Annotated in this window: 9 protein-coding genes; 6 read left to right on the forward strand and 3 right to left on the reverse strand. The window is 66.0% G+C overall.

The features are described 5' to 3' along the window. Nucleotides 1–136 precede the first annotated feature (136 nt). The 3 genes from KXR83_RS01710 (at nucleotide 137) to KXR83_RS01720 (ending at nucleotide 3,775) form a co-directional block, all read left to right on the forward strand. Nucleotides 137–928: an LppX_LprAFG lipoprotein gene (locus KXR83_RS01710; protein WP_437423313.1), complete on the forward strand. Its 792-nt coding sequence runs from the start codon at nucleotides 137–139 to the stop codon at nucleotides 926–928. An 11-nt stretch (nucleotides 929–939) separates the two neighbouring features. Then, nucleotides 940–3,234: an FHA domain-containing protein gene (locus tag KXR83_RS01715; RefSeq protein WP_437423314.1), complete on the forward strand. Its 2,295-nt coding sequence runs from the start codon at nucleotides 940–942 to the stop codon at nucleotides 3,232–3,234. Between the two features lie 100 nt (nucleotides 3,235–3,334). Then, nucleotides 3,335–3,775, forward strand: a complete 441-nt coding sequence (locus KXR83_RS01720) for an SRPBCC family protein (protein ID WP_437423315.1) — start codon at nucleotides 3,335–3,337, stop codon at nucleotides 3,773–3,775. A gap of 33 nt (nucleotides 3,776–3,808) precedes the next feature. Here KXR83_RS01720 and leuS read toward each other — a convergent pair whose 3' ends face one another. Beyond that, complete coding sequence (gene leuS / locus KXR83_RS01725) at nucleotides 3,809–6,661, reverse strand: leucine--tRNA ligase (protein ID WP_437423316.1); 2,853 nt, start codon at nucleotides 6,659–6,661, stop codon at nucleotides 3,809–3,811. An 83-nt stretch (nucleotides 6,662–6,744) separates the two neighbouring features. Here leuS and KXR83_RS01730 point away from each other — a divergent pair, with 83 nt between their 5' ends. Beyond that, entirely contained in the window at nucleotides 6,745–7,158 is a 414-nt protein-coding gene (locus KXR83_RS01730; RefSeq protein WP_437423317.1) for an SdpI family protein, read from the forward strand. Nucleotides 7,159–7,196: 38 nt separating this feature from the next. Here KXR83_RS01730 and KXR83_RS01735 read toward each other — a convergent pair whose 3' ends face one another. Further along, nucleotides 7,197–9,245, reverse strand: coding sequence for a CocE/NonD family hydrolase (locus KXR83_RS01735; protein ID WP_437423318.1), 2,049 nt, complete (start codon nucleotides 9,243–9,245; stop codon nucleotides 7,197–7,199). A gap of 100 nt (nucleotides 9,246–9,345) precedes the next feature. After that, the gene (locus tag KXR83_RS01740; RefSeq protein ID WP_437423319.1) at nucleotides 9,346–9,942 is read right to left on the reverse strand and encodes a YqgE/AlgH family protein; all 597 of its coding nucleotides are present in this window, start codon (nucleotides 9,940–9,942) and stop codon (nucleotides 9,346–9,348) included. Nucleotides 9,943–9,966: 24 nt separating this feature from the next. Here KXR83_RS01740 and KXR83_RS01745 point away from each other — a divergent pair, with 24 nt between their 5' ends. Both KXR83_RS01745 and KXR83_RS01750 read left to right on the forward strand, forming a co-directional pair. Beyond that, a complete protein-coding gene (locus KXR83_RS01745; RefSeq protein ID WP_437423320.1) occupies nucleotides 9,967–11,325 on the forward strand; it encodes an MFS transporter in 1,359 nt (452 codons plus the stop codon). 12 nt (nucleotides 11,326–11,337) lie between these two features. Continuing rightward, nucleotides 11,338–12,180: an LLM class flavin-dependent oxidoreductase gene (locus tag KXR83_RS01750; RefSeq protein ID WP_437423321.1), complete on the forward strand. Its 843-nt coding sequence runs from the start codon at nucleotides 11,338–11,340 to the stop codon at nucleotides 12,178–12,180.

Here is a 12,180-nt window from a genome sequence, read left to right on the forward strand (position 1 = left end):
CGTCTGCTGGGGACGGCCTCTGCCTCAGTTGGGGATAGGAGGCAGGGCCATGCCGGAATGTTCCCGAGCCGCCCATCGACGTGAATTCAAATGACCGACTCCCGGGGTCGTCGGCAGTCCACTAGCGTCCGTCACCATGCCGAATCAACCCAGCCCAGCGCGGACCGTCCGTTCGCGAACCACCCTTGTCGCGGCCGCCGCCGCCCTGTCGCTCTCCGCCGTGTTGCTCACCGCATGCGGTGGTGGATCGAACTCCGATCCCACTACTACACAGTCGATTCCGCCCGTTCTGGAGAGTTCACGAGAAGCCCCGCCGTCGGTGGCGGTGTCCGATCCGACCGCGGTCGTCGAGCAGAGTTCTCAGACGACACGAATGATGAACTCGGTACACATCGTGCTGGATGTCAGCGATTCGATCGACAGTCTGCCGATCCAGAATCTGACCGGCGACGTGACCAACCGTCCCGCTGTCGCAGCGCAGGGTGACGGCCAGTTCCGGATCAACAACAACTTGTCACAGTCGGAGTTCATCGTCTCCGAGGGCAACCTCTACACCAAGGGTGACGGCGGAACCGAGTACACCAACATGGGGCCGGCGAACCGGATCTACGACCCCGCAGTGATCCTCGACAAAGACCTCGGGTTGGCGAATGTGATCGCCAAGGTGCAGGATCCGGTCTCTGCCGGCACCGAGGAGATCAACGGCGTCAAGGCGATCAAGGTCGAGGGCACCATCGCCAGCGCCGAGCTCAAGCCGATCCTCCCCGAGATCGACAAGACACAACCCACCCTGCCGATCACCCTGTGGATCGCCGCCGAGGCGCCGTACAACCTCGTCCAGGCGACCATCACCGTCGATGACGGAAAGGTGGACATCATCACCTCTGATTGGCAGAAGCCGTTCACCATCGCCAGCCCACAACAGTGACGAGTGGTGAGATGACCGCGCCCACACGGACCGAGCTGCAGGTGTGGGTCGACGGTGTGCCCCGCTCGGTACGACCGGCCCCGCAGCTGGCCATCGGCCGGGTACCCGAGTGCGACATCACCGTCGACCACCCACTCATCTCGCGGCGCCACGCGATGGTCAGCTGGCAGGGCGGCTGGGTGGTCACCGACGAGGGCAGCACCAACGGCCTCTACCTCAACGGCCGGCGTGTGCAATCGGTGCCGGTCGGCCGGGGTCAGCAGATTCGGCTCGGAGACCCCCACAACGGCCCGCTCCTCCAGATCCGGGTGGTCGAGAGCATTGCGCCCGCGAACATGCCTCACCTGCAGGCCATTGCCCAGAACCAGTCGCCGCCACCACAGCGCGAGGCCATGGACATCGCCCGTGGTTCCACGGTCCGGATCGGGCGTACACCCGACAACGACATCGTGGTCAGCGACGTGCTCGCCTCGCGTCGTCACGCCCAGATGATCAGCGGGCCGCAGGGTCTGCTGATCGAAGACCTACGCAGTGTCAACGGCACCTACGTCAACGGTCGCCGCGTGATGCGACACCAGCTGACCGACGGCGACGTGGTGACCATCGGCAACAGCGACTTCGTGGTCGCGGACGGCAAACTCGTCCGGGGACAGGACCAGTCGGTGGTCGCCGGTGGTGTGCATGTCAGCTCGGTCAGCCTCACCGTCGACCGGAAGCAACTCGTCAGCGATATCGAGTTCAGCGCTGCGCCAGGTACTCTCACTGCAATCATCGGGCCGTCGGGCGCCGGAAAGTCCACCGTCTCCCGAATAGTTTCCGGCGCTGGACATCCCACCGCCGGCCAGGTCACCTTCGAAGGTCGAAGCGTTCATGAGGAGTACGAGGCGCTGCGAACGCGCATCGGTATGGTCCCGCAGGACGACGTACTCCACGGGCGGCTCACCCTGCGCCAGGCGCTGCGCTACGCCGCACGGCTGCGACTGCCGCCTGACATGTCCGGTGCCGACCGCGACGCCGTGATCGACGGAGTGCTGGCCGAGCTGCAGCTGACCGAGCACACCGGCACTCGCATCGACAAACTGTCAGGGGGACAACGCAAACGGGCATCGGTGGCGATGGAACTGCTGACGGGCCCGGCGCTTCTCATCCTCGACGAACCGACGTCCGGACTCGACCCGGCGCTGGACCGCCAGGTGATGCAGACCCTGCGCAGACTCGCCGACGCAGGCCGGGTTGTCATCGTGGTCACCCACTCCGTGGCGCACCTATCGATCTGCGATCAGGTGCTGCTGCTGGCCCCCGGTGGTAAGACCGCATTCTGTGGTCCGCCGGAGTCGGTGAATGCCGCGATGGGCACGGGTGATTGGGCGGAGATCTTCGCCTACGTCGCGGCCCGACCCGATGAAGCCGCGACCCGCTACCGGTCGACGGCGCCGCGCCGCCGGCCACCGCAAACCCCACCGCCATCGACGCCGCGGCCACGACCCCGCCAGACCAGCGCGTTGCGGCAGGTCAGTACGATCGCCCGTCGTCAGATACGCCTGATCTTCGCCGACCGAGGCTATCTGATGTTCCTGATCTTGCTTCCCGTTGTCTTGGGGGCACTCACCCTGGTGATCCCGGGGTCGGCCGGTTTCGGTTTGAACGCCCCCGGCACCACCGAGACACTGCAGATCCTGGTGGTCCTCTCGATCGGGGCGACGTTCATGGGCTCCGCGCTCACGGTGCGCGACCTCGTCGGCGAGCGGTCAATCTTTGAGCGAGAACGTGCCGTCGGCCTGCGGCCAGGTGCGTACCTCACCGCCAAGGTGATCGTGTTCGCCCTCGCCGCCATCGCACAGACGGTCATCATGCTGGTGATCACCTATGCCGGTCGGGGCACTCCGGGCAAGGGTGTATACCTGCCCGGCGCAATCGAACTCGGCATCGACCTTGCACTTCTCACCTGCATCGGCGCGCTCATCGGCCTGGCCATCTCGGCGACGGTCCGCACCCCGGAACAGACGATGCCGCCGCTTGTGGTGGTGGTGATGGTGCAGCTGGTCTTCTGCGGCGGGCTCTTCGCCCTCCACGATCGGACGGGCCTCGAGCAACTTGCCTGGCTTGTCCCCGCCCGGTGGGGTTATGCCGCCGCGGCGTCCACCGTGGAGGTCCAGTGGACCACCCCTGGTGCCGCCACCGAGGACGAACCGATGTGGAAACACGATGTCGCGACTCTCGGCCTGAGTTACGGCGTGCTCGGGGTCATCGCGCTGCTGCTATTGGTATTCATCTACAGCCGCCTGCGACTCAAGCGATCGGCATGAAGCCTCGACTCGTCGCCCCGGGAAGCGGTCGCGATAAGGTGCAGAAAGCCGTGGCCCGGTGGTGGGTCCGCGAATCGCAGACGATTGGTGGGGATTGTTCATGGGAGTTGTCCGACACAGTTCAGAGGTGAAGGCGACGCGAGAACGAGCCTTCGCCTATGTCAACGACCACCGGAACGTCCCGGATTGGATGTTCGGTGTCAAGAAGTTCGAACCGGTGTCGGAGACCATCTATGGGCTCGGAGCCACGTTCGACGTGGTGATGAACGTCGGCCCGAAGGCTCTCAAGGCCACCCTCGAGGTCACCGAGTTCGTCGAGAACGAGATGGTCCGCCTCGAATCGGTCAAAGGCTTCTCCGCCGCCACGGTGTGGCGCTTCGAGGACACCGCGACCGGCACCGACGTCAACGTCGAGATGTCGTACGACCTCCCCGGAGGCATCGCCGGTCGCGCACTGGGCGCGGTGATCGAGCCTGTCGTGGGACAGGCTGTGCGGCACACCGATTCGGCGTTGAGGGCCCAACTGGACAAGCCCGCCTGACAGAGGCGGGCTCGTCGCCGGGTCCTCGTCAGCTCACGGGATGATGTTGACCATTCGGCCGGGCACCACGATCACCTTGCGCGGTTCGCCGTCGAGCAGCGGCGCGATCTTCTCATCCGCCAACGCCGTTGCCCGCAGAGTGGCCTCGTCTGCGTCGGCGGCCACCGTCATCCGGCTGCGGACCTTGCCCTTGACCTGGATCGGGATCTCGATGGTGTCTTCGACCAGCCACTGCGGATCCGGGGTCGGGAACGGCCCGTGCGCCAGCGTTCCTTTGCCGCCCAGCCTGCCCCACAGCTCTTCGGCGATGTGCGGCGCGACCGGTGCGAGCATCAGCACCAACGGTGATACCGCTTCTCGCGGAGCACCTTTCGGATACTGCTTGGTGAGGTGATTGGTGAGCTCGATCAGCTTGGCCACGGCGGTGTTGTCGCGCAGGTTCGCGTAGTCCTCGCGCACGCCCTCGATGGTCTTGTTGAGCAGACGATTGGTCTGGTCAGCCAGCGGTTCTTCGGTGACCCGCATGTCGCCGGTCGCCTCGTCGACAACCAGGCGCCACGCCCTCTGGAGGAATCGTTGGGCGCCCACCACGTCTTTGGTCGCCCAGGCGCGGGAGGTGTCGAGCGGACCCATCGACATCTCGTAAACGCGCAGGGTGTCGGCGCCATACTCGCGGCAGATGTCATCGGGCGCAACGGAATTCTTGAGCGACTTGCCCATTTTTCCGTACTCGCGATTGACTTCCTGACCCTGGTAGAAGAACTTGCCACCTTCTTCGGTGACCTCTTCGGCCGGGACGTAGATGCCGCGCGAATCGGTGAACGCGTACGCCTGGATCATTCCCTGGTTGTAGAGACGGCGGTACGGTTCTGCCGAGGTGACGTGCCCGAGGTCGAACAGCACCTTGTGCCAGAAGCGCGAGTACAGCAGGTGCAGCACGGCGTGCTCCACACCGCCGACGTACAGGTCGAGGCCACCGGGGTCCTGCGGTCCGTGCAACTCGGGACGCGGGCCCATCCAATAGGCCTCGTTCTCCTTGGCGCACAACTCTTCCGAGTTCTCCGGATCGATGTAGCGCAGCTGATACCAGGAGCTGCCCGCCCACTGCGGCATCACGTTTGTGTCGCGGGTGTAGTGCTTGAGACCGTCCCCGAGATCGAGTTCGACATGCACCCAATCGGTGGCCTTGGCCAGCGGCGGCGACGGCTCACTGTCAGCGTCGTCGGGGTCGAAAGACACAGGCGCATAATCGATCACGTCGGGCAGCTCGACCGGCAACATCGAGTCCGGGATCGAATGTGGCGCGCCGTTCTCGTCGTAGACGATGGGGAATGGCTCGCCCCAGTAGCGCTGCCGGGCGAATAGCCAATCGCGCAGTTTGTACTGGATCGTCCCGCTGCCGGCACCATCGGACTCGAGCCGCTCGATGATCGCCGCCTTGGCGTCATCCACTGTCATCCCATCGAGGAATCCGGAGTTCACCAGCGTTCCGTCGCCCGTGTACGCCTGCTCGACCACACCTTGTTCCGAACCGATCACCTCGATGATCGGGAGACCGAACGACGTCGCGAACTCGTGGTCGCGGGGGTCGTGGGCCGGCACCGCCATGATGGCGCCGGTGCCGTAACCGATGAGCACGTAGTCGGCGATGAAGATCGGGATCTGTTGTCCGTTGACCGGATTCGTCGCGTAACTGCCGGTGAAAACACCGGTCTTCTCTTTGTTCTCCTGGCGCTCCAGGTCGGATTTTGCCGCGATGGTCTCCCGGTACTTCGCGATCGCGGCTGCGGGAGTCGGCGCGCCAAAGGTCCACAGGGAGTTGACGTCTGCAGGCCAGGCTGCAGTCGTGAGCTCGTCGACCAGCTTGTGTTCAGGCGCGAGCACCATGTACGTGGCGCCGAAAAGCGTGTCGGGCCGGGTGGTGAACACCTCGATCTCGTGATCGGTGCCGGGCACGCCGAACGACACCTGGGCACCGCGCGAACGGCCGATCCAGTTGCGCTGCATGGTCTTGACCTTCTCGGGCCAGTCCAGCAGGTCGAGGTCGTCGAGGAGCCGGTCACTGTAGGCGGTGATGCGCATCATCCACTGGCGCAGGCGTTTACGGAAGACCGGGAAATTGCCGCGGTCGCTGCGACCGTCCGCGGTGACCTCTTCGTTGGCCAGCACGGTTCCCAGCCCTGGACACCAGTTGACGAGTGAATCGCTCTGGTAGACCAGTCGGTACTCGTCGATCACGTCGTTGCGGGCGGCCTGGTCCAGCTCCGACCAGGTGCGGCCGTCCGCGAGGGTGCGGGCGCCCGATTCCAGCTCGGCGATCAGTTCGGGGATACGCCGCGCCTTACCCTGCTCTGCGTCGTACCAGGCGTCGTAGATCTGCAAGAAGATCCACTGCGTCCAGTGATAGAACTCGACGTCGGTGGTGGCCACGCGGCGCCGCTCGTCGTGACCGAGGCCCAGCCGGCGGATCTGTTCGAGGTACCGCTCGATGTTGGCCTCGGTGGTGGTGCGCGGATGCGTGCCGGTCTGCACGGCGTACTGCTCTGCGGGCAACCCGAAGGAGTCGAAGCCCATCGTGTGCAGGACGTTATAGCCGTTCATCCGGTGATAGCGCGCGTACACATCGGTGGCGATGAAGCCCAGCGGGTGGCCGACGTGGAGCCCCGAACCCGACGGGTACGGGAACATGTCCTGGACGAACAGCTTGGCGTCCGGTCCGCTGAACGACGAGAGGTCACCGGCCAGTTCACCGGTCGGATTGGGGGCCTCGAAGGTACGGCCTTCGGCCCAATTCCGCTGCCAGCGCTCCTCGATCTGCCCGGCCAGGTCCGCGGTATAGCGGTGCTGCAGGGTGTCGTCAGGGCCAGAGGTCGTCGAACCAGTCACTTGACCAGCGTAAAGCGTTGCTCGCAGCCGCCGTACGCAGGCCTTCCGACGGGCGATTTGCACAGCAATCGTATGGTGGTGGGGTGTCCATCGCCGCCTTCATCCTCGCCGCTATCACGCTGGTGCTGGCGCTGACCTTCCTCACGGTGGGTGCCCTCGGCACCACTCGCAAGCTGCCTCGCAACCGGTGGTTCGGTGTCCGATCGGCAGAGACCATGCGCAATGACGACGCGTTTGTCGTCGCCAACCGCGTGGCCGGCCCGGGATTGATCTGCGCCGGAGCCATCCTCGCGATGGGCGCCATCCTCGCGTTTGCGCTCGGCGGCGGAGCCGGTGTCATCCTCGCGTTCGCCGCGATCGTGGTCGGAGTTGTCATCGCCGGCGTCATCGGGTCGTTCGGCATCCGCGCGGCGACCACCGTCGAAGAGCCCTCATCGGACTGTGGCCAGAGCGGTGGCTGCGCCAGCTGCTCACTGCAGAAGGTGTGCACCAACTAGCCACCGGCCGGCAGTCAGCGCAACTACGCGCGCCCAGGTCAGGGCGCCGGAATCGACACCGGGATGCTCAGGAAGCTCGGGGCATTCGGATCGAGCTGGATGTGTTCCGGTTTGAGCTCAGACTCGTTCAGCAGCGGCCGAAGCGGCAGCCCCTTCGGGAAGTTCATCGCGAACACGTCCACCCGTAGCCGGTGGCCCGGTTTGATCAACGCGTCCGTCGCGAGCAGACCGACGTCGAGCTGAACCGCCTTGCCCGGCTGCACCGGTTGCCTGGTTTCCAGCGTCAGCGTGTTGACCGGATCCACCACGTCGCCGTTGGGTGCGTAACCCGTCTTGTCCGCGTCGAGGGCACGCAGTGACGCCATCACCTGGCCCGACGTGAGGACGGTCGACGTACCGTCGGGCGCGACATCGTTGAGCGTTGCCGTCCAGTACCCATCGGTTGCGTCCATCACCGTGTTGAGGTGCAGGTTCACAGGCCCGCTGATGGTGGTCGGCACCTGCACCGGCGCGCTGGTGAACGCCAGCGCCGTGGACTCCGAGATCCGCGCGTCGTCGGCACAGAACGGGAAGATCCCCACCAGCCCTGCGGTCTGCTGGGCCGCATCGCGAGAACACAGGGTGGCCAGGCCGGGGGCAACGGTCATCCGGCCCCGACTGGGCGAGGGCTCAGTCGACAGCGAACCGTCGCGGACGGCGTGCGGCGCGGTCCCGCTCGAGCGGTCGGACAGGTACATCCGCTGGTAGTTCATCCCGGGGCGCGGGAAGTCCGACGCCGTCGTCCAGCCGTTGCCCAGCTGGTACAGCGTGGCGGGCCCGTAGTTCTCGATCCCGTTGTCGATGCCCTTCAACCACTTGTCGAACCAGGCCTTCTGGAGCACGTCGAGCCGCGGCGGGCTGCCGGGATCGCCGAAGCCAGAGCCACCGGTGATGTGGTAGGTGGGGCCCATGATCAGCTGCTTCTCACCACCGGAGAGGGGGATCTTGTTGATCATCCGCCACTCGCTGTTGGTGAACAGGTCGAACCAGCCGCCGTAGAGCATCGTGGGTACGTGGATGTTCTCGGCAAGGTCACGCCAGCCCACGCGCTCGGCGGACGCGCTGTCGAGCAGGTTCATCGTGCGCGGCGGGATCGACTCGATGGTCGGCGACAAGAGCGCGTCGAACAGCTGCGGCGCGAACACCGCCGGATCGGTGAGCCTGTCCGACAACCACTTCCAGTCGAAGGTGCCGTTGAGCATCGACTGGACGTCGGGGACGAACTTCAACCCGTTGACCAGCGCCAGCCATGCCGGCAGGAAGCCGACGCCGAGGGCGCCGCCCGGGGCGACGATGTCGCGGATGAGGTCGCCGCCCGGCTCCACCGGGAAGATCGCCTTGAGCGGCTCCGGGTTCTTGTTGGCGGCCTGGATCTGGTTGATCCCCGAATAGGAGACACCGCTCATCCCGACGTTGCCGTCCGACCAGCCCTGCGCCGCCGCCCAGTTGATCACCTCGACGGTGTCCTTCTGCTCGCGCTCGCGGAAGACGTCCCAGACACCCTGGGAGAAGCCGGTTCCGCGCACATCGACCACCACCTGGGTGTAACCGCTGCGGACCAGTTTCTGGTCGACGGAGAAAGTACGGGCGAAGCCACCGCGGATTGTGCCCGCGAGGTCGTTGATGCCATCGATCGGCGTACCCGACAGATTGATCATCCCAGCGAGCTGGTCGGCCAGCGGTCCGAGCACCGGGTTCGACAACGCCGCGTCGGCCACCGCCGACACCAGCTTGGTGTACGGGGTCATGTTCACGATCACGGGCGTCTTGGTGGCGACGGGATTACGGCCGGCATCCGCCGGACGGTAGACGTTGGCCTTGAGAACCGTGCCGTCGCTCATCGTGATCGGCACGTCCCACTGGACGTTGACGTCCGGGTAACGCAGGCCCTGATCGTGTCCGGCAGTCCACTGCTGTCCATTCGCGCCGGCGGTCGGATCCGCCTGCGCCGCAACGGGATTGATCAGCCCGGCGATCAGCGTCACCGTCGTGACACCGGCCATCACCGCGACCTTGCCGAAGCCGTTTCTACGAACCCACCCTGACATTGGACCCCTCCAACTCCCCACACCCGGCGACGCTGGTCTCTCACCGTCACCGATTCCGAATCGAACCGTAACAGTTCGGTGACCCGGCCAGGACGGGTTGTCAGTTTCGTTCGAGTTCGATCGGGTGAGTGGACAACAGCGGCAGCGGCCACGGTTGACGTCGCAGCACCTGCGCCCAGAGATCGACGTCCGCGGGCACCAGGACATCGTCGGGCAGCGATGGCGCGACGATCCAGCTGCCCTGGCGGAGTTCGTCACCCAGTTGGCCGATTCCCCAACCCGCGTAGCCGGCGAAGATCCGGACACCGGTCAGCACCGACCCGAGATCATCGGCGTCGGCATCGAGGTCAACCAGCACCACGCGGCCTTCGACGGGGCGAAGGGCGGGGAGGTGGTCGATGGGCATACCCGGCTTGACGACGCCGAGACACAGAGCGGAGTCCTGCTTGACCGGCCCGCCGACGAAGATGGCCTTCGGCCGGGCCGCCGTGTCGGTCCATGCCGGCAGAAGATTGTGCACCGCAGTCTGACTCATCCGGTTCAGGACCACCCCGAGCGTGCCTGCGTCATTGTGTTCGATGACGTAGATGACCGTGCGGCGAAACGTGGGCTCGGCGAGATCGGCTGAGGCCGTCAGCAGACTGCCGGCAGACACCTGTGCGGTACTCGGTGACACGCGTTCATCATCGCACGCCACCGGCGAGGTGTTTGTACGCTGGACATGGTGAACGTCGAACCCACCACGGCGGCAACCGTGCCGCCCTCCCCCATCGGTGACCACCGGTTACCTCTGCGGGACTTCATCAGGTCTTTTCGTTGTTCACCGGGCCTTTCGCGGCTGCTCGCAGTCCGTCTGGGCAGCCAGTTCACCGACGGGCTCTTCCAGGCCGCCCTGGGCGGCGCGATCCTGTTCAATCCCGAACGGCACGCCGACCCGATGGCCGTCGCCGCCGGGATGGCCGTGCTTCTTCTCCCCTATTCGGTGATCGGCCCGTTCGCCGGCGCCCTCCTCGACCATTGGGATCGGCGCACCGTGCTCGTGTGGGCCAACGTCCTGCGCGCGGTACTGGTGAGCCTGGTGGCGATCGTGATCGCCACCGGAACCGGCGACACCGGCGTCCTCATCGCCGCCCTGGCGGTGACCGGCGCAAGTCGTTTCGTGGCATCCGGGCTCTCTGCCGGACTGCCACACGTGGCCGCCCGCGAGCACCTCGTCGGAATGAACTCCTTCTTCACGACCATCGGCGCCGGCGCTCTGGCCGCCGGAGCCGGCGGGGCTCTCGTCCTGCGCGAGATCTTCGGTTCCGACAACACCGGCAGCGCCGCGACCACGATGGGCGCGGTGGTGGTCGCTCTGATCGCCGCCTTCATCGCCCACCGCTTCGAACCGCTCCAGCTTGGACCCGACCATCCCGACGTCGTCGGCGGATCGCGGGCACGAAATCCCGGCGGTTCCGCGATGCGTGCGGTCGCGGTGGGTCTGGGCCATGGCGCCCGGGCCGTCTGGAAGGTGCCGTCGGTGGCCGCGGCCCTCTCGGCGGTCGGCGCCCACCGGCTGGTCTTCGGGGTCAACACCTTGGTGCTGCTGGTGCTGACCAAACATTCGTCGCTCGGTGGCGGGCTCACCGGCTTCGGCCTGGTGGCCGGGATGATCGCGGTCGGGATGTTCCTGGCTGCGGTGATCACACCATTCCTCGTCGCCCGCATCGGCAGGACACGGGCGGTGGTGTCGGCGCTGGCGGTCGGAGCCCTTGCCCAGATCGCTCTGTGCACGTTCAACGGAATCGTCATCTGTGTTGCCGCCGTGGTGCTCGGACTGATCGGCCAGGTGTGCAAGCTGTGCGCCGATGCCGCAATGCAGATGGACGTCGACGACGCCCGTCGCGGGCAGGCGTTCTCGTTCCAGGACGCGCTCTTCAATTTCGCATTTGTCGGTGCCGTGTTCGTGGCGGCCTTGACGATCGCGGACAACGGCAAGTCGCCCGATCTGATCATCGCGGGCTCCGTGGTCTACGTGGTGGCGATTTTTGTCGTACGTGTGGTCAACAATCGGTCATCACCGGAGAAGATCACCATCTGACCAGGAGGCCGCGTGCAGTACGGAATCGTGTTCCCGAAGGGCGCAGGCCTGGAGTTCGCCGATCTGGCGGTCGCGGCAGAAGCGGCCGGTTGGGACGCCGTCTTCGGCTGGGAGGCACTGTGGGGCAACGACCCCTGGATCTCGCTGACCGCCGCGGCGATGCGCACCGAGCGCATCCGCCTGGGCACGATGCTCACCCCACTCCCCCGCCGCAAGCCGTGGGATCTGGCGTCCACGACCACCACGCTCGACCGGCTGAGCAACGGTCGGGTGATCCTCGGCGTCGGCATGGGCGCGTTGCACCCCGGGTGGCTGGCCTTCGAGCGCGACCAGGGCCGTAAAACCCGCGCCGAGCTGTTCGACGAGGGACTCGACGTGCTCTTCGGTCTCTGGACCGGGCAGCCGTTCGCCTACGACGGCAAGCACTATCAGGTGCAGCCGACGGACTTCGAGCTGCCACTGCCGCCGGTCCAGCAGCCGCGGATCACCACCTGGTGTGTCGGTCTGCAAGGCGCCCGTAAGTCGATGGCCCGGGCGGCTCGGTGCGACGGGCTCCTACCGAACTTCCCTCGTGACCCCGGAATCCATGGCGCAGTACCGGTTTCGGCGGAGCACTGGGCGGGGGTGGCCAGGGAGATCCGCGACTTACGGGCCGAACTTGGTTTCACGGGAAACTACGACATCGTCTACGAAGGCACTGCCGACCTGTCCGACCCGGCGGCCGAACGAGAACAGGCCGCGGAGCTTGCCGCTGCGGGCATCACCTGGTGGCTCGACTCCGATTGGGAATCCGCCTCTGCCGACCCCCTCGCCTACCAACTCGAACGGATTGAGGCCGGCCCGCCCAGGCCCTGA

It is taken from the genome of Williamsia muralis (assembly GCF_051487485.1).
GTDB lineage: Bacteria > Actinomycetota > Actinomycetes > Mycobacteriales > Mycobacteriaceae > Williamsia > Williamsia muralis_B.